This is a genomic window from Streptomyces sp. LMG1-1-1.1, from assembly GCF_040815545.1.
In the GTDB taxonomy this organism is placed as follows: domain Bacteria; phylum Actinomycetota; class Actinomycetes; order Streptomycetales; family Streptomycetaceae; genus Streptomyces.
The window spans coordinates 1-20226 of sequence record NZ_JBFPNH010000012.1 but is presented as its reverse complement, the minus strand read 5'-3'; the positions used below and the strand labels follow the sequence as shown (position 1 = coordinate 20226).

Here is a 20226-nt window from a genome sequence, read left to right as displayed (position 1 = left end):
GGACGGGCTACTGGTGCGGTCGCGGACGGCCCGGCACACTGGTAGCGACAACCGGGTGAAAGGGGCGGATCGTCATGGCGGAACCCGAGTTCACGGCGCGGGGCGTACGGATCGCACGCTGGCCCCGCTCGCTGACCCGCGCGGGCGAGGTACGGATCGAGGACGGGCGGCTCGCGCTGCTCACGAGTTACGGCAGCGAGATCGACAGCGCCCCGGTGGGGGCCGTCCGGGCGGGGCGGCCGTGGTTCGCCAAGTCGGACGAGGCGGTGGCGACGGTGAACGGCACCCGGTACCGGCTGACGCTGCACCAGGACGGTGACGGCGACGGCACCGGGGACTCGGCCGGGTCCGGGCGCTTCCTGGCGGCGCTCAAGCGGGCCGCCGGACGGCGCTGAGCCGGCGCGCACAGGCCCTGACCTGGCACGGATCGCCGCGAGTTGCGGGGCGCTCACCCCTGGTTCACGCTGGAACCATCTCACCAGGAGTCATCGGCGGTGACGTTGCGTTCCGGTCACCGCTCTGCTGTACCGCATGAGATATCGGGATCTTCGTCTTCTTCCGGACTACTTCGGGGAGTCGCAGCCGTGATCAGCGAGCCGAGCAGGTATTACGCGGTGGAGCTCCAGGCCCTGCCGTCGCGGATCGGTCAGGTCCGCAGGATCGTCTCCGCCCATCTGCGCCACTGGCATCTCGACGCCTTGGTCGACCATGCCGTGCTCGGTGTCACCGAGCTTCTGAGCAACGTCCACCGGCACGCGCAGCCGGACAAGCGGTGCGTCGTCGAGGTCGAGCTGCTGCTGGACCGGCTGACGGTCTCCGTCCGGGACCACGACCCCCGCATACCGGAGGCCGCCGACCCGGAAACGCTCGACGGGCTGGACGGCCTCGACCCCCTCGCCGCGTACGAGCGGCTCGCCACCTCCGGCCGCGGTCTGGCCATCGTCGGTGCCGTGAGCGAGAGTTGGGGCGTCCGTCCGTGCGGGGCCGACGGGAAGGTCGTGTGGTTCACCCTCACGGCGCCTCCGTCCGCCGCCCCGGTCGAGGAGTGCGCGCACGCCGCGTACGGTGCCGCGACCGACGGTCCCCTCGCGGGCTACGGCCGCTTCCCGGTCGGGGTGCCGCTGAGCACGCCGATCGACCCGGTCCTGACACCGCTCGGGGCCCGCTCGGTCCTGGTGGGCCGGGCGGGCTGAGCGGGCCGGACACCGACGGGTCAGCGCACGGGGCGGTAGGTCGCGATGATCACGCCGCTGCTGGTCGGCCGGGCGCTGACGAGCTCCAGCTTCTTGAGCGCGGCGTCGTCGGCGAACAGCTTCCGGCGCCCCTCACCGGCCACCACCGGGTGGATCAGCAGCACCAGTTCGTCCAGCAGGTCACGCTCCAGGAGCGAGCGCACCAGGGTCGGGCTGCCCGCGACGGTGATGTTCTTGCCCTCGCCCGCCTTGAGCTTCTCGATCGCGGCCGCCGGGTCGCCGGAGACGAGCGTGCTGTTCGCCCACTCGTCCACGCTCTCCAGCGTGGACGAGAAGACGTACTTCGGCGACTCGTTGATCCACCGGGCGAAGCCGGCGTCCTCTCCGCTGGTCACCGTCGGCCAGTAGCCGGCCCACTCCGTGAAGGTCACCCGGCCGAGCAGGATCGTGTCGGCCGTCTCCAGCGTCTCCCCCAGCGCGGCGCCCATCTCCTCGTCGAAGGCGAACTGCCATTCGTTCGGCGACTGGGCGACACCGTCGAGCGAGACGAACAGACCGGAAACGACCTTGCGCATGATTCCTCCGTGCCGAGTGCGGGGTTGTCGCTACGTCAGGAACACTATGCGGGCGACGGGGAGTCAGGCGCACGACGCGGACGGGCGGGCCCGCCGGTCACGTCCGGCGCCCCTTGGGGGGCACGGAGCGGCCGAACTGCTCCTCCAGGACGGTCAGCCGGCGCCAGTACTCGTCCTCGTCGATCTCGCCCGCGGCGAACCGGTGGCCGAGCAGCGCGATCGGCGAACGCTCGTCGGGCCCCCGGTCGCGGCCGCCCGGGAAGCCACCGCCCCGGCGCAGGCCCGCACGGCGGGCGAGGGTGACGACGCCGATGACGACGGCGGCCCACACGAGCGGGACGAACAGGATCCACGGGCCGGGCCCCGCGTAGGCAAGTGTGTTCATGACGGTTCAGCTCCTCGGTGCGCTGGGATGATGTCCCTGGTTCGAGCATCGCTCCGCTAGGGGCCCGGGTCGTCGTACGGGCAGCGGCTTCGCGCGTACGACGACGGGAGTACGGCGGGCGGGGGTGACCGCTACCGTTCTGTACCTACTGGTATGTACAGTGCGATCATGAGCATGAGCACCCCCGAGCGGCTGATCGAGGCGACCCGCGAGCTGCTCTGGGAGCGCGGCTACGTGGGAACCAGCCCCAAGGCCGTCCAGCAGGCCGCGGGCGCCGGCCAGGGCAGCATGTACCACCACTTCGCGGGCAAGCCCGACCTGGCGCTGGCGGCCATCCGGCGCACCGCCGAGGAGCTGGGCGCGGCGGCCGAGGCGGTCCTCGGCGCCGAGGGGTCGGCGTACGCCCGGATCGAGGCCTATCTGCTGCGCGAGCGCGAGGTCCTGCGCGGCTGCCCCGTGGGCCGTCTGACGATGGACCCCGAGGTCATCGCCCACCCGGAACTGCGCGCCCCGATCGAGGAGGTGCTCGGCCGGCTGCGCGACCGGCTCGCCGACGTGGTGCGGGAGGGCCTGGACCGCGGCGAGTTGAGCGGATCCCTCGACCCGGCCGAGACCGCGGCGACCGTCGTGGCCACCGTCCAGGGCGGCTACGTCCTGGCCCGGGCGGCGGGTTCACGGGCGCCGTTCGACAGCGCGGTGCGCGGACTCCTCGCCCTCCTCGCCCCGCGCGACGCCTCGGCCTGACACCCCGTACCCGCGGCGGCTCCGACCGCCGCACCTCCCGAGATCCGGAGTCCGTCCCGTGCACGCGATGCAGTACGAGATCACCCTGCCCGCCGACTACGACATGGGGATCATCCGCGAGCGGGTGGCCACCAGGGGCCACCTCCTCGACGACTTCCCGGGGCTCGGCCTGAAGGCGTACCTGATCAGGGAGCGGGAGGCCGGATCACCCGTGAACCAGTACGCACCCTTCTACCTGTGGTCGGGCCACGAGGGCATGAACGCGTTCCTCTGGGGCCCGGGCTTCCAGGGCATCGTCCGCGACTTCGGCCGGCCCGTCGTCCAGCACTGGACGGGCCTGTCGTACGAGGAGGGGCCGGCGTCCGCGTCGGCGCCGCGTGCCGCGTCCCGGCGCCGGATCCCGCTCGGGGAGGAGGTCCCGCCGGGCGAGGCGGTGACGGACGCGCTGACCCGGCACGCGCGGGAGGCCCGGCGGGACGGGGTGGTGGCCTCCGCCCTCGCGATCGACCCGCGCCACTGGGAGCTGCTCTCGTTCACCCTGTGGGCGGACGCGGAAGCGCCCGCCGGCGAGGGCGAGCGCTTCCGGGTGCTGCACCTCTCGGCGCCCGGCCGCAAGGGGATGGGAACCGGGCGGCGGTGGTGACGCCGGCGGGCCCGGGCGCCCGCGGCGCGGGGTCCCGCCGGCCGGGGGTCAGGCGACGGCGACGAGCGTGAGGTAGGCCATGCCGAGGACGCCCCGGTAGCCGTTCACCCAGGTGGAGCGCTGACGGTCCACACGCTCGCGGGTCTCCGCGGCGAGCGGGTGGTCGGGGTGGGCGGCGAGCCAGACCTCGGTGTCGTAGCGGTAGCCGGACTCGAACTCCTCCCACTCGCCGGCGGTCGCCGTCTCGATCCACGCGGGCCGGAAGCCCGCCTCGATCGCGAGGTCGACGAGCGCGCCGAGGGTGAAGTGCTCGTCCGCGCTCGCCTCGGGCCACATCCCGGCCAGGTCCGCCTCGGTGGGGGTGCGCTCCCAGAAGCCCTCGCCCAGCACGACCCGCCCGCCCGGGCGCACGAGGCGGCGCAGTTCGCGCAGGGCGGCGGCGGGGTCGTGCGGCAGCTCGGGGTCGCAGAGCGCCTGGCTCGACCCGAGACACAGGATGGCGTCGACCGGGCCCCGCTCGGTGCCGAGCGCGGACTCCTCGACGAAGGCCACGCGGTCCGCGAGCCCCCGCTCCTCCGCCAGGGCGCGCCCGCGGTCCAGGTCCTCGGCGATGATGTCGAGGCCGGTGCCCTTGGCCCCCGGCGCCGCGTCGAGTACGCGCAGCAGCAACTCGCCCCAGCCGCAGCCGATGTCGAGCACGTCGGCGGGGCCGGCGGCGGCCAGCCGCTCGATCATGCGGGTGGCGCGCTCCTCGGAGAGCGGCCCGTGGAAGGTGAGGCTGCCGAGGCGCGGAGGAAGATCGGATTCATTAGTGATCATGAAACCGAACGGTACGTCGTCCACACGGCCCTGCCCAACCCTTTTGCCGCGGAGACCGACGACCGGCCCCACGAGCCCGGCATGATCGGCATGATCGGCAAGACACCCCCTAGCCTTGAGGGGTGTACACCTCACGCGTGTCCCGACATGTCGACGCCCCGCCCTCGGCCGTCTACCGTTCGCTGCTCGACCGTGACGCGGTCGCGCGGTGGCGGGTGCCGTACGGCATGACCTGCGAGGTCCATTCCTTCGACGTGCGCGAGGGAGGCGAGTTCCGGGTCTCGCTCCACTACGACACGATCGACGGCACCGGGAAGTCGGGGGCGCGCACGGACACGTACCACGGCCGGTTCGTGGAGCTGGTGCCGGACGAACGGGTCGTCGAGATCATCGAGTTCGAGTCCGAGGACGCCCGGATGCACGGCGCGATGACCCTGACGACGACGCTGATCCCGGTCGGCGGCGGCACCGAGGTCCGGATCGTGCACGAGGGGATCCCCGACGCCGTGCCCGCCGACCAGAACGAGACCGGGACGCGCATGGCCCTGGACCGGCTCGCCGCGGTGGCCGAAGGCCGCCCCGACCCGGGGAGATGACCCTCCGGCCGCCGGGGCCGCGCGACCCCGGCGCCGCCGCTCAGCCGTCCCCCCTCGCCGATCGCCTCGCGCGCCGTGGGGACGATCTCGCGGCCCCCCGGCGGGCGAGCGAGAACAGGTCGTAGCCGGGATCAGGGCTTCGGGGCCACGGCGGGAGGCCTTCGCCGGCCGCCCCGGACGCCTCAGGCCGCCGCGCGCCCCAACGCGGTCAGCGGGTCGTCGAGCACCGGCTGCCAGGCCAGTTCGGCGGCGCCGACGAGGCTGTTGTGATCGAGCGTGCAGGGCAGGATCGGCACGCCGCCGCTGCGGCCCCAGAGGCTGCGGTCGGCGACGACCGCGCGCAGGCGCTCGGGGTCGGCGTCGAGGAGCTCGCGGTGCAGGCCGCCGAGGATGATCCGGTCCGGGTTGAGGATGTTCACCAGCCCCGCGAGGCCGAGACCGAGGCGGTCGATCAGCTCCCCCACGGCGACCCGGACGCCCGCGTCGTCGCGGCTCGTCCGCAGCAGGTCGCGGGCCTGCTGGAGCAGCGAGACCTCGGGGCCAGGGGCCCGCCCGGCGACCGTGAGGAAGGCGAGCGGGTCGGTCTCGACATCCAGGCAGCCCCGGCTGCCGCAGTGGCAGGGCCGCCCCTCCGGGTTGACCGTCAGATGGCCGACCTCCAGGGCGAGGCCCGAGCTGCCCGTGTGCAGGCGGCCGTCGAGGACGAGCGCGCCGCCGACGCCCCGGTGGCCGGTGGCCACGCAGAGCAGGTCGCGGGCGCCGCGCCCGGCGCCGTGGCGGTGCTCGGCGAGGGCGGCGAGGTTCACGTCGTTGCCGGTGAAGGCGGGGCCTTCGATGCCGGCGGCGCGCACGCGCTCGGCGAAGATCTCCCGGACGGGGGCCCCGGCGGGCCAGGCGAGGTGGAGCGGGTTGAGGGCGGTGCCCTCGGGTTCGGCCACGGCCGACGGGGCGGCGAGCCCGGCGCCGACGCAGCGGCGGCCGCTCTCCCGGAGCAGGGCGGCTCCGGCGTCGACGACGGCACCGAGCACCTGGGCGGGGTCGGCGGACACCGTGACGCAGCCGGGGGCGGTGGCGACGATCGTGCCGCCGAGGCCGACGAGGGCGGCGCGGAAGCCGTCCGCGTGGACCTGGGCGGCGAGGGCGACGGGGCCGTTCTCGTCGACGGCGAGCCGGTGCGAGGGGCGGCCCTGGGAACCGGCGGCGGCCCCGGGGTTGGAGTCGACCCGGATGAGGCCGAGGGCTTCGAGCTCGGCGGCGACGGCGCCCGCCGTGGCGCGGGTGACGCCGAGTTCCGCGGTGAGGACGGCCCGTGTCGGCGCCCTGCCGGTATGCACCAGCTCCAGCGCGGGGCCGAGCGCGTTGCGCCCCCTGTCCAGCCGTGTCCGGATCGTCGTCGCCTTGCCGTTCATGGGGGCGAGTCTCCCATGATCGGACGGCCACGGGGCCCCGTACCCCACCGCACCCCGGCCCGGACGCCGCCGGCGCAGTTGATTCCACGGGCCGCCGACCCCTATCCTGAGTTTGTGCCGCTACTAAACAAAGTACGGACGGCCGTATCGGGGGGCCCCGGCGGAGACACCGCCACCGACTCCCTGTCCCGCCTCCGCTCCGCCCTGACCCTCTTCTTCGCCCTCGACGGCTTCCTCTTCGCCGGCTGGGTGGTCCGCATCCCCGCCGTCAAGCAGCAGACCGGCGCCTCGGCCGGCGACCTCGGCCTCGCCCTGCTCGGCGTGTCCGCGGGCGCCGTGATCACCATGACGCTGACGGGCCGGCTCTGCCGCCGCTACGGCTCCCACCCCGTCACCGTCGCCACCGCCGTACTCCTCTCCCTCTCGGTCGCCCTGCCGGCGCTCACCCGGTCGCCGCTCGCGCTCGGCCTCGTCCTGCTGGTCTTCGGCGCCGCGTACGGCGGCATCAACGTCGCCATGAACAGCGCGGCCGTGGACCTGGTGACCGCGCTGCGCCGCCCCGTGATGCCCAGCTTCCACGCCGCCTTCAGCCTCGGCGGCATGCTCGGCGCCGGCATCGGCGGCCTGCTCGCCGGCAGCCTCTCCCCCACCACCCACCTCCTCGGCCTCACCGTCGTCGGCCTGGCCCTCACCGCGGTCGCCGGGCCCGTACTCCTGCGCCACCCCTCGCCGGTGCTCCCCGAGACCCTCGCGACGCCCGCCGGTCCCGCCTCGGCGGGCACCCGCGCGCGTGCCTCCCGCCGCACGGTCGTCGTCTTCGGGGTGATCGCGCTCTGCACGGCGTACGGCGAGGGGGCGCTCGCCGACTGGGGCGCCCTCCACCTCGAACAGGACCTCCACGCGCACCCGGGCGTGGCGGCCGCCGGCTACTCCGTCTTCGCCCTGACCATGACCGCCGGCCGGCTCTCCGGCACCGCGCTGCTCGAACGCCTCGGCCAGACCCGCACCCTCGTGGCCGGCGGGGCGACGGCCGCCGCCGGAATGCTCCTCGGCGCGCTCGCGCCGACCGTCTGGGCCACGCTCCTCGGCTTCGCCGTCACCGGCCTCGGCCTCGCCAACATCTTCCCCGTCGCCGTGGCCCGCGCGGGCGCCCTCGCCGGCCCCGGCGGCGTCGCGACGGCCTCCACCCTCGGCTACGGCGGCATGCTGCTCGGCCCGCCGTCCATCGGCTTCCTCGCCGACTGGTTCTCCCTGCCGGTGGCGCTCACCACGGTCGCGGTACTCGCCGCCGGCGCCGCGGCGATGGGTTACTGGGCGCGCAACGCGGGAGCGGAACGGGCGAGTTGACCCGGAGGGGTGGCGTCGGACCCGTCGGCGCCACCACCCCGCCGAGTCGCTCGGAGCTGCCAGAATCCATCCCATGGACGCGAGCACCGCACACACGATGAAGATCACGGAACACATCGACGCCCTGGAGACCGCGGGCCTGGCCCTCGCGGACGCGGCGGCCGAGGCCGGACCCGACGCCGCCGTGCCGACCTGCCCGGACTGGCGGATCCGGGACCTCCTCCGGCACACCACCATGGTGCACCGCTGGGCCACTGCCTTCGTGGCCGAGGGGCACACCACGTACCACCCTGACGGCGGCGAACCGGCGCTCGACGGCGACGAGTTGCTCGGCCACTACCGCGAGGGCCACGCCCTGCTCGTCGCCGCCCTCCGCGCGGCGCCGGAGACGCTGGAGTGCTGGACCTTCCTGCCCGCCCCCTCGCCGCTCGCCTTCTGGGCACGCCGGCAGGCCCACGAGACGACCGTCCACCGCGCCGACGCCGAATCGGCGCTCGCGACCGGCCCCGGTCCGGTGGACGCGACCCTCGCCGCCGACGGCATCGACGAGCTCCTGCGCGGCTTCCACGCCCGCGACCGCAGCCGGGTTCACACGCCCGAGCCCCGCACCCTGCGGGTCCGCGCCACGGACACCGGCGACATGTGGACCGTACGGCTGTCGGCAACAGAACCGCCCCGGACGGAGCGGAGCACCGAGACCGCCGAGACCGCGGCCCCGGCCGACACGGAACTGAGCGGCGCCGCCCACCGGTTGTACCTGGCCCTCTGGAACCGCCTCCCCGCCGACGCCGTGACCCTGACCGGGGACGCGGCCCTCGCCCGGCTGTGGCGGGACAGTTCGGCGATCACCTGGGCGGGCTGAACCCCGCCCCGCGCCCACTCTCCTATCAGCCCCGGGCCCGTCCGTAGGGGCGGACCCGGGGCGTACGCGGCTCAGCCGAGCCAGCCGGGCCGCACAAGGCCCGACTCGTAGGCGAGAACGACGAGTTGGGCGCGGTCCCGCGCGCCGAGCTTCACCATCGCGCGGCTGACGTGGGTCTTGGCGGTGAGAGGGCTGACGACCAGCCTGCGGGCGATCTCCTCGTTCGAGAGACCGATCCCCACCAGGGCCATCACCTCCCGCTCGCGGTCGGTCAGCGCGCCCAGCGCGGTCGAGGCGGCCGGGGCCTTGGAACGGGCGGCGAACTCCTCGATCAGGCGGCGCGTCACGCCCGGGGAGAGCAGCGCGTCCCCGTGGACGACCGCGCGCACGGCCCGCAGCAGTTCCTCCGGCTCGGTGTCCTTGACGAGGAAGCCGGAAGCACCGGCGCGGATCGCCTCGAAGACGTACTCGTCGAGCTCGAACGTGGTCAGCATGACGACCCGCACCCCGTCGAGCCCGGGATCGCCCGTGATGCGCCGGGTGGCCTCCAGGCCGTCGAGCCGCGGCATCCGGATGTCCATGAGCACGACGTCCGGCCGCAGCGCGCGGACCCCCTCGACCGCCTCCTCGCCGTCCGCCGCCTCCCCCGCCACCACGATGTCCGGCTGGGCGTCGAGGAGCGCGCGGAACCCCGCCCTGACCAGCGACTGGTCGTCGGCGAGCAGCACGCGGATCGCGGGATCTCCACCCGTCCCGAGGTCTCCGGCCACCCCGGGGTCTCCTCCGGTCACCAGGTCTCCTCCGGTCGTGGGGTCGCCGCCGGTCACGACGTCTCCTCAGGGGGCAGCGGGAGTACGGCGTGGACGCGGTAGCCGCCGTCGGGCCTGCCGCCCGCCTCGATGGTGCCACCGAGGGCGGCGGCCCGCTCGCGCATGCCGGCGAGGCCGTTGCCGCTGCCGCCGGCCTCGGTGCCGGTGGCGGGGCCGTCGTCGTCGACGCGCAGGTCCAGGCGCCGCGGGCCGCGGGCGATCTCGACCCGGGCGGTACGGGAACCGGAGTGGCGCACCACGTTGGTGAGCGCCTCCTGCACGATCCGGAAGGCGGCGAGGTCGGCGCCGGGCGGCAGACCCGTCCACGTGCCGCTCGTGGTCACGGCGACGGCCAGGCCCGCGGCGGCGGCCTGCTCGACGAGCTCGGGGAGCCGGGCGAGACCGGGGGCGGGGGCACGGGGCGCGTCGCCGGGGGTGCGGAGGGTGTCGAGGACCTGCCGCACCTCGCCGAGGGCCTCCTTGCTGGCCGCCTTGATGGTGGTGAGGGCCGTACGGGCCTGCTCGGGGTCAGAGTCCAGGAGGGCGAGGCCGACCCCCGCCTGCACGTTGATCACGGAGATCGAGTGGGCGAGCACGTCGTGGAGTTCCCGGGCGATCCGGAGCCGCTCCTCTCCGGCGCGCCGCCGTTCGGCCGCGGCTCGTTCGGCCCGCAGCTGCGCCCACTGCTCGCGCCGGACCCGTACCAGCTCGGACGCGGCGAGCACGGCGACGGCGAAGCCGGCCGCGGACAGCTCCTGACCCCAGGGCGCGGGCCCGTCGCCGGCCGGGGGAAGCCATCGGTAGAGCCAGTGCGCGAGCAGCAGATGACCGGCCCACAGCAGGCCGAGTGCCCACCAGGCGGCGGTCCGGTGCCCGTGGACCACGGCGGCGAAGCAGGCGACGGCCACCATGACGAAGGCCGGGCCGTACGGGTACCCCGCCGCGAGGTACCCGAGGGTGACGGCCGCGACGCCGAACACCACCGGCACCGGCCTGCGGTGACGGAACAGCAGCGGCGCCGCCGCGAGCAGCAGCAGCACCCGTCCGAACGCGTCGAGCGCCTCCCGGTCGGGCTGGTTCCGCGCGGCAAGCCCGGTCCCCACCATGGCCAGTACGGCGATCAGCAGCGTCGACCGCCAGGGCAGCCCCCGGCGGCCGCCCGCCCGGCCCCACCGCCCGAAGGGCCCTCCGCCGCCGCTCCCACCCGCCCACGCCTCGTCCATACCGGCCACGCTAGCCGCGCGCCGCACGCGAGGACGTCAGCCCGGCGGGGTGGTCACGCCTACTCCCGCCGGAGTAGACGAGTCCCGCGGCCACCCCTCCTCCGCCGGGCACTTCAGCCCTGCCGGCCACGTCAGCCCTGCCGGTGCCGCGGCCCTGCCGGTGCCGTCGGCCCTGCCGGTGCCACGGCCCTGCCGGTCTTGCCGACCCCGCGGGACCCATCAGCGCCGCCAGCCCTGTCAGCCCCATCAGCCCAGCCACCCCGTCAGCCCTATCAGCCCCATCAGCCCCGCAGGGCGTCGGACGCCGTCGGGTTCAGCCGCGCGGCAGCAGGCCCACGTCCTGGCCCAGGCGGCGGGCGGCCGTGGCGAAGAAGGTGTCGCGGTCCTCGACGACCCGGTTGAACTGGCCGAAGACCTCGAAGGAGACGAGGCCGAAGAGCTGCGCCCAGGCGGCGACGAGCGCGGCGGCCAGGGCCGGGGGGAGGTCCGGGGCGATGTCGGCGGCGATGCGCTCGGCCTCGGGCCGCAGGTCGTCCGGGAGCGGGGGGAGGGCGATGCCCTCGCCCGCGTGGGCGCGGCGGGTGATCTCGATGAGGACGAGGCCGACGCGGGCGGCGGGGGCGATGGTGTCCTGGGGGGCGGTGTAGCCGGGGACCGGGGAGCCGTAGATCAGGGCGTACTCGTGCGGGTGGGCGACGGCCCAGGCGCGGACGGCCCGGCAGACCGCGGTCCAGCGGGCGAGGGGGCGCTGCCCCGCGCTGTCGGCGTCGGCCTGTTCGGCGGCGGTGCCGATGGCGTCGTAGGCGTCGACGATGAGCGCGGTGAGCAGGTCGTCGCGGCTGGGGAAGTAGCGGTACAGGGCGGACGACACCATCCCGAGCTCGCGGGCGACGGCCCGCAGGGAGAGTTTGGCGGCGCCGTCGGCGGCGAGCTGGGTGCGGGCCTCGTCCTTGATGGCGGCGGTGATCTCGATGCGGGCGCGGGCGCGGGCTCCTCGAACGGTGGTCATGGAGAGCAGTGTGCCACTTTCAGAGCAGTGCAACGAAATGAGAGCACCGCTCTTGCTTCCGCACACCAACCCGTGCACACTGATCTCAAGCGAGAGCAGTGCTCACACTTTGAACCCCGAGGAGGACCCCATGTCCGCTCAGCCCACCGAGCCCACCGGCCCCACCAACCCCTCCACTCACGTCATGAAGCCCGGCTGGTTCACGGTGCACGTCCTCAACCGCTCGGTCGCCTGGATGACCCGCCGCGGCATCAGCGTCTGGGGCTCCCGCGTGCTCGCCGTCCGCGGCCGCAAGAGCGGCGAATGGCGCCGCACCCCCGTCAACCTCCTGACGGTGGACGGCGACCGCTACCTCGTGGCGCCCCGCGGCCACGTCCAGTGGACCCACAACATGCGGGCCGCGGGCGGCGGGCAGCTGCACCTCGGCAAGCACGTGCAGGAGTTCACCGCCGTCGAGGTGGCCGACGACGACAAGCCCGTGCTGCTCCGCGCCTACCTCAAGCGCTGGAAGGCCGAGGTCGGCGTCTTCTTCGACGGCGTCGGCCCCGAATCCTCCACCGAGGAGCTGCGCGCCGCCGCGCCCAAGCACCCCGTCTTCCGCATCACGACGACGGGCCCCGTCACCCCGGCCGCGTGAACCGGCCGGGACGGCGGAGTCCGTCCCGTTCCAGAATGGACACCCCTAGGGGATCACAGCTCCTCGGGAGCCGCCGTGTCCTCCGTCTCGGACGCCGTCCGCTCCCGCGGAGTGACGCCACGGCCCGCCGGGCCGACACCGGACGACGTGTCCATCCGCCGGTCGAGGACTTCCAGGGCCCGCCGGGCCAGACCGTTCGAGCGGACCATGCCGCCGAGCGTGGCCGAGCCGCGGGTGATGTCGGCGAAGGCGTTCCAGGCCGGCCGCAGGCCCGTGAGCGTCGCGTGCAGCAGTCCCGGGCGCCGCTCGAAGACGGCCAGCATCCGGCGTCCGACCGCCATCTCGACACCGAGCCCGGCCTTGATGGCGAAGGCGTAGTTCAGGGCCTGGCGGCGGGCGTCGACCGCGTCGTTCGCCTCGGCGACCCGTACCGCCCACTCGCCCGCGAGGCGGCCCGAGCGGAGCGCGTACGAGATGCCCTCACGTGTCCAGGGCTCCAGGAGTCCGGCCGCGTCGCCGCAGACGAGGACCCGGCCGCGGGAGAGCGGCGAGTCGTCGGTGCGGCAGCGGGTCAGGTGGCCCGAGGAGACGGTGGGCTCGAAGCCCGCGAGGCCGAGCCGCGCGACGAAGTCCTCCATGTACCGCTTGGTGGCGGCGCCCTCGCCGCGCGCCGAGATGACGCCGACGGTCAGCGTGTCGCCCTTGGGGAAGACCCAGCCGTAACTGCCCGGCATCGGGCCCCAGTCGATGAGGACGCGGCCCTTCCAGTCCTCGGCGACGGACGGCGGCACGGGGATCTCCGCCTCCAGGCCCAGGTCGACCTGGCCGAGCTTCACCCCGACGTGCGCCCCTATCCGGCTGGCGCTGCCGTCGGCGCCGACGACCGCGCGCGCGAGGACGGTCTCGCCGCTGCCGAGGACGACGGCGGCGGTCCGCCGGTCCGGCACGGACGGGCCGTGCTGCTCCACCCGGACCACCGTGGCCCCGGTCCGCAGCTCGGCGCCGGCCTTCTGCGCGTGCTCGACGAGCTGCGCGTCGAACTCGGGACGGTTGATGAGCCCGAAGAGCATCCGGCGCGAGCGGCGGGTGCGGGCGAAGCGCCCGTCCAGGGAGAAGGTGACGGCGTGCACCCGGTCCTGGAGGGGCAGTTCGAAGCCCGGCGGGAGGGAGTCGCGGGAAGGGCCGATGATGCCGCCGCCGCAGGTCTTGTAGCGGGGCAGCTCGGCCTTCTCCAGGAGCAGCACCCGGCGCCCGGCCACCGCCGCCGCGTATGCCGCGGACGCGCCGGCCGGTCCGGCGCCGACCACGACCACGTCCCAGACGTCCGCGGCCTCGTCCTCCGTGTCGTCCGACGGCCCCTCATCCGTGACGCGTGCCGTGACCGGTGACGTGACCACGCCCTCGTCCGGCACGGCGTCCACGGCGGTGCCGCCGTCCGCGACCGCGTCGGCGCCCGCGCCCTCGTCGGCCTCCGCACCGGTGCCCTCGGGAGCCGCGCCCACGGGCTCGGCGTGCTCCGGACCGGCGTTGTCTCCGTGCTCGCTGCTCACGATGTGTTTCTGCTCCTGATCCGACCGGTGGTCTGCCTGACGCATCCTACGGCGCGGTAGCCGGGCCACAGAGCCGTAGGATCGACGGTGCGTTCGCCGTACCACGACCTACGCCGAACGCCGTCCTTCACCTCGTAACGTCGCACCCACCAGGAGCGTGCCCATGTCCACGAATCCGATCGCCGAGACCGTCCGGTCCCTGATGCCCACGGCCAAGGCCGAGCTGGCCGCTCTGGTGGCCTTCGAGTCGGTGGCGGACGAGGCCGTGGCACCGCGCAGCGAGTGCGAGGCCGCGGCGAACTGGGTCGCGGACGCCCTGCGCGCCGAGGACTTCCAGGACGTGGCGCTGCTCGACACCCCGGACGGCTCGCAGTCCGTGTACGGCATCCTGCCCGGCCCGGTCGGCGCGCCGACCGTCCTGCTCTACGCCCACTACGACGTGCAGCCGAAGCTGGACGAGTCCGCCTGGCTCACCCCGCCGTTCGAGCTGACCGAGCGCGACGGACGCTGGTACGGCCGCGGCGCCGCCGACTGCAAGGGCGGCTTCATCCTGCACCTGCTCGCGCTGCGCGCCCTGAAGGCCAACGGCGGCGTCCCGGTGACGGTCAAGGTGATCGTGGAGGGTTCGGAGGAGCAGGGCACCGGGGGCCTTGAGCGGTACGCCGAGCAGCACCCCGAACTGCTCGCGGCCGACACGATCGTGATCGGCGACGCGGGCAACTTCCGCGTGGGCCTGCCGACCGTGACGGCGACGCTGCGCGGCATGACGATGATCCGGGTGCAGATCGACACCCTGGAGGGCAACCTGCACTCCGGTCAGTTCGGCGGCGCCGCTCCGGACGCCCTGGCCGCGCTGATCCGCGTACTGGACTCGCTGCGCGCCGAGGACGGCTCGACCGTCGTCGAAGGTCTGCCGGGCGACCAGGTGTGGGAGGGGCTGCAGTACCCGGAGGAGGACTTCCGTCAGGACGCCAAGGTCCTGTCGGGCGTGGACCTGCCGGGCGCCGGGACGATCGCCGACCGCATCTGGGCCCGTCCCGCGGTCACCGTGGTCGGCATCGACTGCCACCCGGTGGCGGGTGCGACCCCGTCGATCCCGAAGTCGGCCCGCGCCCAGCTGAGCCTGCGGGTGCCGCCGGGCCAGGACGCGGCCGAGGCGACGAAGCTGCTCTACGCCCACATCGAGAAGCACACGCCGTGGAACGCGCGGGTGACGCTGGAGCAGGTCGGTCAGGGCCAGGCGTTCCAGGCGGACACGTCGAGCCCGGCGTACGCGTCGATGGCGGACGCGATGCGGATCGCGTACCCCGGTGAGGAGATGCAGACGGCGGGCATGGGCGGGTCGATCCCGCTGTGCAACACGCTGGCGTCGCTGTACCCGGAGTCGGAGATCCTGCTGATCGGCCTGAGCGAGCCGGAGGCGCAGATCCACGCCCCCAACGAGTCCGTCTCGCCGGAGGAGCTGGAGCGCCTCTCGGTGGCCGAGGCGCACTTCCTGGTCAACTACGCCCGCTCGAAGCAGAGCTGACGCCCCTTCGGATTCAGCGCTCGGCGAAGCTCGCCGAGAGCGTAGAGACGTACGGCGGACCCGCGCGGATGCGTAGGTTCGCCGTATGGCATCCATCGAGCTCACCCGTATCACTCCGCGGCTGCACCTCCTCGACTTCTCCATCGGCCAGGCCTACCTGTGGCAGGACGATGAGGAACTGACCCTGATCGACGCCGGCTGGGCCGGCACGGCGGACGGCACGGCCGCGGCGATACGGTCGGCCGGGCTGGCCCCCGACCGGCTGCGCCGCATCGTGCTGACCCACTGCCACCGGGACCACGTGGGCTCGGCCCAGGAGCTGGCGGACCGGCACGGGGCCGAGATCCTCGCGCACCCGCTGGACGCGCCGGTGATCCGGGGCGAGGCCCCGGTACCGGAACCCGACCTCCTGGACTGGGAACGCCCGCTGTTCGAGCACGGCCTGACCTCGCCGGAGGCGCCGCCGACCCGGGTCGACCGGGAGGTCGAGGACGGCGAAGAGCTCGGCTTCGGTGACGGCGCGGTGGTGGTGCACGCCCCGGGCCACACCCCCGGCTCCCTCGCCGTCCATCTGCCGCGCCACGGCGTGTTGTTCACCGGGGACACGGTGGCCTCCGTCCCGGACGTGATGTTCGGCGTCCTCCACGTCGACCGCGCCCTCGCCCTGGACTCGATGCGGGCCCTGGCGAAGCTCTCCCCGTCCGTCCTGTGCTGCGGGCACGGGGCACCGGTGACCACGGACACGGCGGACCGGCTCGCGGCGGCGGCAGCCGCGGCGGTCGCCTCCTGAGGTTCACCCCACCGGGACGCCCGCCTCCAGGTTGAGGACGGTGCCGCGTTCGCGGGCGCGGAGGGCCCAGCGGAGGCGGCGGTAGCGGACGGGCGGCAGGAGGTCGGCGGCCTCCTCCTCGGTGACGAAGCGCCAGTCGCGGAGTTCGGCGCCGGGGAGGCGGAGTCGCGCGGTGTCGTCGCCGCGGAGGGTGCCGCCGTCGAAGAGGAGGCGCAGGCCGCCGTAGCCCGGGGGCTTGGGGCGCTCCCAGTCGACGAGCAGCAGACGGGGGACGGCGTCGAGTTCGAGGCCGATCTCCTCGGCGACCTCCCGCATCCCGGCGCGGGCGGGCGGTTCGCCGGGCTCGACGACGCCGCCGGGGAACTCCCAGCCGGGCTTGTAGGTGGGGTCGACGAGCAGGAAGCGGTCCTGTTCGTCGAAGAGCAGGACTCCGGCCGCGAGGGTCTCGCCGGTCGGCTCCGGGGTCTGGACGATGCCGCAGGGGGCGGCGTGGCCGGCCAGGACCGCGTCGGCGACGGTCCGGGCGGCCTCGGCCGCGGTGAGCGCCGAGGTGTCGACGGTGTACGCGTCGGCGGCGAGCCAGTCGAGGGCGGCCCGGTACGGCGGGAGGTGGGCGTGGCACCACGCGCGGACGCGGGCGTCGGCCTCGGGGTCGCCGTGCTCGGTGCGGCCGTCGATCCGCTGCCGCAGGATCGTTTCCTCCGGGGCGAGCAGCACGTGCCGCACCTCGATGCGGCGGGCGGCCAGCCCGCCGAAGATCTCGTCGCGGTACTCCTGCCGGAGCAGCGTCATGGGGACGACCAGGACACCGCCGACCTCGGCGAGCAGGGCCGCCGCGGTGTCGACCACCAGGCGCCGCCAGATCGGCAGGTCCTGGAAGTCCTCGACCTCGTCGAGGCGCTTGGCCGGCAGGAGCCGGCTCATCGCCCCGCCGACCAGCTCGGGGTCGTACACATGGCTGTGCGGGATCAGATCGACCAGCTCGCGCGCGGTGCTTGACTTCCCCGCGCCGAACGTACCGTTGATCCAGACGATCACGATTCCCCCTCATCGTCGGTAGCCCCCTGTGGCTTGCCCTCAACACCCTGCCACGGAAACCACGAACACATGTCCGGGCGCGGGCGTGACCCATCCGGGCAACCGTCGTTGACACCGTCGAGCACGAGGGGGTGCGGAGATGAGTCGTACGGTTCTCGAACGTTTCCCGGCCGGCGGTCCGCGGGGCAGCTGGCCGGCGGAGGAGTTCGCCGGCGCGCGGCGGGACGAGGGGGTGCCGGCCCGGGTCGTGATGGACCTGGAGTCCGACACGTTCCTGGTGATCGTGGAACAGCGCACGCCGGAGCGCGTACGGGAGTGACGGTGGAGCCCGCAGCCAGAGTGACGGCCGGGGCCCGTACGGGAGTGACGGTCGAGCCCGCAGCCAGAGTGACGGCCGGGGCCCGTACGGGAGTGACGGTCGAGCCCGTAGCCAGGGTGACGGCAAGGCCCGTACCGGAGTGACGGCAGGGCCCTACGGGAGTGAGCGAAGGCCCTCGCGGCTGCCGCGTCCCGTCGACGGCCGGGTCTCAGGAACCGCCGCCGGTGGCGGGCGTCGCCGCCCACGCTCCGCCGCCACGCGCGCGCGTGGCGGCCGCCGCGGCGCCGAGGAGGCCCGCGTCGGTGCCGGTGAGGGCGGGGACGACGGTGAGGTTGCGGACGAAGGAGAGCGTGGCGTAGTCGCCGAGGCTGCGGCGGAGCGGGGCGAAGAGGACCTCGCCGGCGCCCGCGACCCCGCCGCCGACGACCGCGATGTCGATCTCGACGAGGGCCGCGGTGGCCGCGATGCCCGCCGCGAGCGCCTGGGCCGCGCGGGCGAAGGAGGCCACGGCGATCGGGTCCCCGGCGTGGGCGGCGGCGGCCACCGCGGCGGCGGAGACGTCGCCGTCGGGTCCGGGGCGCCAGCCGTTCTCCAGGGCGCGACGGGCGAGGTGGGGGCCGCTGGCGATGCGTTCGACGCAGCCCCGCGCGCCGCAGGCACAGGGGTCGCCGTCCAGGTCCACGGAGACGTGGCCGATGTGGCCGGCGTTCCCGCTGGGGCCCGGGTGGACCCGCCCACCGAGGACCAGGCCGCCGCCGACGCCCGTGGAGACCACGAGGCAGAGGGCGTTGTCGTGGCCGCGGGCCGCCCCGACCCAGTGCTCGGCCGCCGTCATGGCGACGCCGTCGCCGACGAGGGTGACGGGCCGTCCGCCGGTGATGCCGCGGACCCGCTCGACGAGCGGGTAGTCGCGCCAGCCCGGCACGTTCACCGGGCTCACGGTCCCCCGTGCGGCGTCGACCGGGCCCGCGCTCCCGATGCCGACGGCCAGGGCGGATTCCCACAGCGGCGAGGAGGCGAGGCCGGCGAGCACGTCCGCGACCGCGCGCATCACCGTCTCGCCGTCCTCACGCGCGGGCGTGGGCCGCTGGGACCGGAGCACGACGCGACCGGCGCCGTCGACCAGGGCCCCGGCGATCTTGGTGCCCCCGATGTCGAGCGCGACGACGAGGCCCTCGGCGAGGTCGGTGTGCATGAAGGCGGATTCTCCAGTCGGCGGCCGGGAACGGGGAGTCGTTCCCGCCAGTCTCCCTTGGCGTGACAACGTTGTCCAGGGCCTATGCTCGACACGAGACCCGACACGACGGAGGAACCGCACACCGTGGCCGACAGCGCCCGCCGCCCCGAGACCCGCTACGGCAACCGGCCCACGATGAAAGACGTCGCCGCCCGTGCGGGGGTCGGTCTCAAGACGGTGTCCCGGGTCGTCAACGGCGAACCGGGGGTCACCCCCGACACCGAGCGCCGGGTGCGGGAGGCGATCGAGATACTCGGCTTCCGCCGCAACGACAGCGCGCGGGTGCTGCGCAAGGGCCGGACCGCGACCGTCGGGCTGGTCCTCGAAGACCTCGCCGATCCGTTCTACGGACCGCTCAGCCGGGCGGTCGAGGAGGTCGCGCGGGCGCACGGGGCCCTCCTCATCAACGGGTCGAGCGCCGAGGACCCGGAACGCGAGCAGGAGTTGGCGCTCGCGCTGTGCGCGCGCCGGGTCGACGGGCTCATCGTCATCCCCGCCGGCGACGACCACCGGTACCTGGAGCCGGAGATCAGGGCGGGCGTGGCGACGGTCTTCGTCGACCGTCCGGCCGGCCTCATCGACGCCGACGCCGTCCTCTCCGACAGTTTCGGCGGGGCGCGCGACGGGGTGGCCCACCTCGTCGCCCACGGCCACCGCCGGATCGGCTTCATCGGCGACCGGCCCCGCATCCACACCTCGGCCGAACGACTGCGCGGCTACCGGGCGGCGATGGACGACGCGGGCCTGCCGGTCCGGGAGGAGTGGGTCTCGCTCGGTTCCACCGACCCCCGGCGGGTGAGCGCGGCGGTGCGGGAGCTGCTGGCCGCCCCGGAGCCGGTGACGGCGCTGTTCGCCGGCAACAACCGGGTGACCGTCACGGTGGTCCGCGCCCTCGCGGCGCTCCCGCGTCCGGTCGCCCTCGTCGGCTTCGACGACATCGAACTGGCCGACCTGCTCGGCGTGACGGTCGTCGCCCAGGACCCCGCCGCCCTCGGCCGCACGGCGGCGGAACGGCTCTTCCGCCGCCTCGACGGCGCCGACGGGGCGCCGGAACGCGTCATCCTCGGCACCACCCTCCTGGCCCGCGGCTCGGGCGAGATCCCGCCGCCGGCCGCCTGAGACACCCCCGTCCCGGACGGCCGGAGCACCACGCTCCTCAGCAGACGCGCAGGCCCGCCACGGCACCGCCGCCCGAGCCTCCCGAGAGGTGGAGGACGCTGAGGTAGACGTTGGTGTTGCCGCTGTCGTCGTCGGTGCGGGCGAACCAGCGGCTGGTGCGGCCGCCGTACGACTCGGTGCGGTCGAGGTCGACCTGGCAGAAGAAGGTGTGCGGGCCCGCGCCGACGGTCCCCATCTCGCCGCCGTCGTAGCGGGTGGTCGTGGCGCTGCGGACGACCTGGCAGGTGGCGGAGGAGCCGGAGGCGACGCAGCCCGTGGCGGCGGGCGGCGGGGCCTCGGTGGTGGGCGCGGCCGTGGCGCCGCCGCCCGGGCCCCCGGCCGCGTTCGTGTCGCC

General features: G+C 74.7%; 22 protein-coding genes and 1 pseudogene. 12 read left to right on the top strand and 11 right to left on the bottom strand.

The features are described from left to right. Nucleotides 1-74 precede the first annotated feature (74 nt). Nucleotides 75-395: a hypothetical protein gene (locus MRBLMG1_RS03940; RefSeq protein WP_367820741.1), complete on the top strand. Its 321-nt coding sequence runs from the start codon at nucleotides 75-77 to the stop codon at nucleotides 393-395. A gap of 189 nt (nucleotides 396-584) precedes the next feature. Further along, nucleotides 585-1193 carry an ATP-binding protein gene (locus MRBLMG1_RS03935; protein ID WP_367820740.1) on the top strand — a complete coding sequence of 203 codons (609 nt, stop codon included), beginning with the start codon at nucleotides 585-587 and terminating at the stop codon, nucleotides 1191-1193. Nucleotides 1194-1213: 20 nt separating this feature from the next. Here MRBLMG1_RS03935 and MRBLMG1_RS03930 read toward each other — a convergent pair whose 3' ends face one another. Both MRBLMG1_RS03930 and MRBLMG1_RS03925 read right to left on the bottom strand, forming a co-directional pair. Further along, on the bottom strand, nucleotides 1214-1768 hold the full coding sequence (locus tag MRBLMG1_RS03930; RefSeq protein ID WP_367820738.1) for a dihydrofolate reductase family protein: 555 nt from the start codon (nucleotides 1766-1768) through the stop codon (nucleotides 1214-1216). 97 nt (nucleotides 1769-1865) lie between these two features. Beyond that, complete coding sequence (locus MRBLMG1_RS03925) at nucleotides 1866-2153, bottom strand: SHOCT domain-containing protein (RefSeq protein ID WP_367820736.1); 288 nt, start codon at nucleotides 2151-2153, stop codon at nucleotides 1866-1868. Nucleotides 2154-2306: 153 nt separating this feature from the next. Between MRBLMG1_RS03925 and MRBLMG1_RS03920 the strand changes: the two genes are divergently transcribed. Together MRBLMG1_RS03920 and MRBLMG1_RS03915 are read left to right on the top strand one after the other, a co-directional pair. Beyond that, a complete protein-coding gene (locus MRBLMG1_RS03920; RefSeq protein WP_367820735.1) occupies nucleotides 2307-2897 on the top strand; it encodes a TetR/AcrR family transcriptional regulator in 591 nt (196 codons plus the stop codon). Nucleotides 2898-2955: 58 nt separating this feature from the next. Beyond that, complete coding sequence (locus MRBLMG1_RS03915) at nucleotides 2956-3540, top strand: DUF4865 family protein (protein WP_367820733.1); 585 nt, start codon at nucleotides 2956-2958, stop codon at nucleotides 3538-3540. Between the two features lie 48 nt (nucleotides 3541-3588). Here MRBLMG1_RS03915 and MRBLMG1_RS03910 read toward each other — a convergent pair whose 3' ends face one another. Next, complete coding sequence (locus MRBLMG1_RS03910; protein ID WP_367820731.1) at nucleotides 3589-4359, bottom strand: SAM-dependent methyltransferase; 771 nt, start codon at nucleotides 4357-4359, stop codon at nucleotides 3589-3591. 122 nt (nucleotides 4360-4481) lie between these two features. Between MRBLMG1_RS03910 and MRBLMG1_RS03905 the strand changes: the two genes are divergently transcribed. Beyond that, on the top strand, nucleotides 4482-4955 hold the full coding sequence (locus MRBLMG1_RS03905) for an SRPBCC family protein (protein ID WP_367820730.1): 474 nt from the start codon (nucleotides 4482-4484) through the stop codon (nucleotides 4953-4955). Between the two features lie 182 nt (nucleotides 4956-5137). Here MRBLMG1_RS03905 and MRBLMG1_RS03900 read toward each other — a convergent pair whose 3' ends face one another. Then, nucleotides 5138-6364, bottom strand: a complete 1227-nt coding sequence (locus MRBLMG1_RS03900; RefSeq protein ID WP_367820728.1) for an ROK family protein — start codon at nucleotides 6362-6364, stop codon at nucleotides 5138-5140. A 114-nt stretch (nucleotides 6365-6478) separates the two neighbouring features. Here MRBLMG1_RS03900 and MRBLMG1_RS03895 point away from each other — a divergent pair, with 114 nt between their 5' ends. Continuing rightward, a complete protein-coding gene (locus tag MRBLMG1_RS03895; protein ID WP_367820727.1) occupies nucleotides 6479-7711 on the top strand; it encodes an MFS transporter in 1233 nt (410 codons plus the stop codon). 97 nt (nucleotides 7712-7808) lie between these two features. Beyond that, nucleotides 7809-8573 carry a maleylpyruvate isomerase family mycothiol-dependent enzyme gene (locus MRBLMG1_RS03890; protein WP_367821020.1) on the top strand — a complete coding sequence of 255 codons (765 nt, stop codon included), beginning with the start codon at nucleotides 7809-7811 and terminating at the stop codon, nucleotides 8571-8573. 71 nt (nucleotides 8574-8644) lie between these two features. Here the strand turns inward: MRBLMG1_RS03890 and MRBLMG1_RS03885 are convergent, their stop codons facing one another. From MRBLMG1_RS03885 to MRBLMG1_RS03875, 3 genes are all read right to left on the bottom strand, one after another. Then, on the bottom strand, nucleotides 8645-9307 hold the full coding sequence (locus MRBLMG1_RS03885; protein ID WP_367821018.1) for a response regulator: 663 nt from the start codon (nucleotides 9305-9307) through the stop codon (nucleotides 8645-8647). Between the two features lie 89 nt (nucleotides 9308-9396). Beyond that, the gene (locus tag MRBLMG1_RS03880; protein WP_367820726.1) at nucleotides 9397-10605 is read right to left on the bottom strand and encodes a sensor histidine kinase; all 1209 of its coding nucleotides are present in this window, start codon (nucleotides 10603-10605) and stop codon (nucleotides 9397-9399) included. 313 nt (nucleotides 10606-10918) lie between these two features. After that, the gene (locus MRBLMG1_RS03875) at nucleotides 10919-11614 is read right to left on the bottom strand and encodes a TetR/AcrR family transcriptional regulator (RefSeq protein WP_367820724.1); all 696 of its coding nucleotides are present in this window, start codon (nucleotides 11612-11614) and stop codon (nucleotides 10919-10921) included. Nucleotides 11615-11744: 130 nt separating this feature from the next. Between MRBLMG1_RS03875 and MRBLMG1_RS03870 the strand changes: the two genes are divergently transcribed. Then, nucleotides 11745-12251, top strand: coding sequence for a nitroreductase family deazaflavin-dependent oxidoreductase (locus MRBLMG1_RS03870; protein WP_367820722.1), 507 nt, complete (start codon nucleotides 11745-11747; stop codon nucleotides 12249-12251). Between the two features lie 53 nt (nucleotides 12252-12304). Here the strand turns inward: MRBLMG1_RS03870 and MRBLMG1_RS03865 are convergent, their stop codons facing one another. Further along, a complete protein-coding gene (locus MRBLMG1_RS03865) occupies nucleotides 12305-13846 on the bottom strand; it encodes a geranylgeranyl reductase family protein (RefSeq protein ID WP_367820720.1) in 1542 nt (513 codons plus the stop codon). Between the two features lie 118 nt (nucleotides 13847-13964). On the opposite strand from MRBLMG1_RS03865, the gene MRBLMG1_RS03860 reads away from it, so the two are divergent. Beyond that, nucleotides 13965-15329: a dipeptidase gene (locus MRBLMG1_RS03860; protein WP_367820718.1), complete on the top strand. Its 1365-nt coding sequence runs from the start codon at nucleotides 13965-13967 to the stop codon at nucleotides 15327-15329. An 85-nt stretch (nucleotides 15330-15414) separates the two neighbouring features. Continuing rightward, on the top strand, nucleotides 15415-16119 hold the full coding sequence (locus tag MRBLMG1_RS03855; protein WP_367820716.1) for an MBL fold metallo-hydrolase: 705 nt from the start codon (nucleotides 15415-15417) through the stop codon (nucleotides 16117-16119). A 3-nt stretch (nucleotides 16120-16122) separates the two neighbouring features. On the opposite strand, the gene MRBLMG1_RS03850 is transcribed toward MRBLMG1_RS03855, so the two are convergent. After that, nucleotides 16123-17157: an NUDIX hydrolase gene (locus tag MRBLMG1_RS03850; protein ID WP_367820715.1), complete on the bottom strand. Its 1035-nt coding sequence runs from the start codon at nucleotides 17155-17157 to the stop codon at nucleotides 16123-16125. 139 nt (nucleotides 17158-17296) lie between these two features. Here MRBLMG1_RS03850 and MRBLMG1_RS03845 point away from each other — a divergent pair, with 139 nt between their 5' ends. Beyond that, nucleotides 17297-17476 (top strand): hypothetical protein, encoded by a 180-nt coding sequence (locus tag MRBLMG1_RS03845; RefSeq protein ID WP_367820713.1) that lies wholly within the window; start codon nucleotides 17297-17299, stop codon nucleotides 17474-17476. 208 nt (nucleotides 17477-17684) lie between these two features. Here MRBLMG1_RS03845 and MRBLMG1_RS03840 read toward each other — a convergent pair whose 3' ends face one another. Then, nucleotides 17685-18671 (bottom strand): ROK family protein, encoded by a 987-nt coding sequence (locus tag MRBLMG1_RS03840; RefSeq protein ID WP_367820711.1) that lies wholly within the window; start codon nucleotides 18669-18671, stop codon nucleotides 17685-17687. Between the two features lie 126 nt (nucleotides 18672-18797). Between MRBLMG1_RS03840 and MRBLMG1_RS03835 the strand changes: the two genes are divergently transcribed. Beyond that, nucleotides 18798-19832 (top strand): LacI family DNA-binding transcriptional regulator, encoded by a 1035-nt coding sequence (locus tag MRBLMG1_RS03835; protein WP_367820709.1) that lies wholly within the window; start codon nucleotides 18798-18800, stop codon nucleotides 19830-19832. Between the two features lie 37 nt (nucleotides 19833-19869). On the opposite strand, the pseudogene MRBLMG1_RS03830 reads toward MRBLMG1_RS03835, so the two are convergent. Further along, nucleotides 19870-20226, bottom strand: a pseudogene (locus MRBLMG1_RS03830) (serine/threonine protein kinase); the annotation flags it as partial.

What these genes read in the sequence shown, in the direction of transcription:
- MRBLMG1_RS03920 (WP_367820735.1), top strand. Translation starts at nt 2,307, where the DNA reads ATGTACAGTGCGATCATGAGCATGAGCACCCCCGAGCGGCTGATCGAG.
- MRBLMG1_RS03900 (WP_367820728.1), bottom strand. Translation starts at nt 6,364, where the DNA reads ATGAACGGCAAGGCGACGACGATCCGGACACGGCTGGACAGGGGGCGC.
- MRBLMG1_RS03840 (WP_367820711.1), bottom strand. Translation starts at nt 18,671, where the DNA reads ATGCACACCGACCTCGCCGAGGGCCTCGTCGTCGCGCTCGACATCGGG.
- MRBLMG1_RS03845 (WP_367820713.1), top strand. Translation starts at nt 17,297, where the DNA reads ATGAGTCGTACGGTTCTCGAACGTTTCCCGGCCGGCGGTCCGCGGGGC.
- MRBLMG1_RS03875 (WP_367820724.1), bottom strand. Translation starts at nt 11,614, where the DNA reads ATGACCACCGTTCGAGGAGCCCGCGCCCGCGCCCGCATCGAGATCACC.
- MRBLMG1_RS03855 (WP_367820716.1), top strand. Translation starts at nt 15,415, where the DNA reads ATGGCATCCATCGAGCTCACCCGTATCACTCCGCGGCTGCACCTCCTC.
- MRBLMG1_RS03940 (WP_367820741.1), top strand. Translation starts at nt 75, where the DNA reads ATGGCGGAACCCGAGTTCACGGCGCGGGGCGTACGGATCGCACGCTGG.
- MRBLMG1_RS03870 (WP_367820722.1), top strand. Translation starts at nt 11,745, where the DNA reads ATGTCCGCTCAGCCCACCGAGCCCACCGGCCCCACCAACCCCTCCACT.
- MRBLMG1_RS03860 (WP_367820718.1), top strand. Translation starts at nt 13,965, where the DNA reads ATGTCCACGAATCCGATCGCCGAGACCGTCCGGTCCCTGATGCCCACG.
- MRBLMG1_RS03865 (WP_367820720.1), bottom strand. Translation starts at nt 13,846, where the DNA reads ATGCGTCAGGCAGACCACCGGTCGGATCAGGAGCAGAAACACATCGTG.
- MRBLMG1_RS03910 (WP_367820731.1), bottom strand. Translation starts at nt 4,359, where the DNA reads ATGATCACTAATGAATCCGATCTTCCTCCGCGCCTCGGCAGCCTCACC.
- MRBLMG1_RS03925 (WP_367820736.1), bottom strand. Translation starts at nt 2,153, where the DNA reads ATGAACACACTTGCCTACGCGGGGCCCGGCCCGTGGATCCTGTTCGTC.
- MRBLMG1_RS03890 (WP_367821020.1), top strand. Translation starts at nt 7,809, where the DNA reads ATGAAGATCACGGAACACATCGACGCCCTGGAGACCGCGGGCCTGGCC.
- MRBLMG1_RS03880 (WP_367820726.1), bottom strand. Translation starts at nt 10,605, where the DNA reads ATGGACGAGGCGTGGGCGGGTGGGAGCGGCGGCGGAGGGCCCTTCGGG.
- MRBLMG1_RS03930 (WP_367820738.1), bottom strand. Translation starts at nt 1,768, where the DNA reads ATGCGCAAGGTCGTTTCCGGTCTGTTCGTCTCGCTCGACGGTGTCGCC.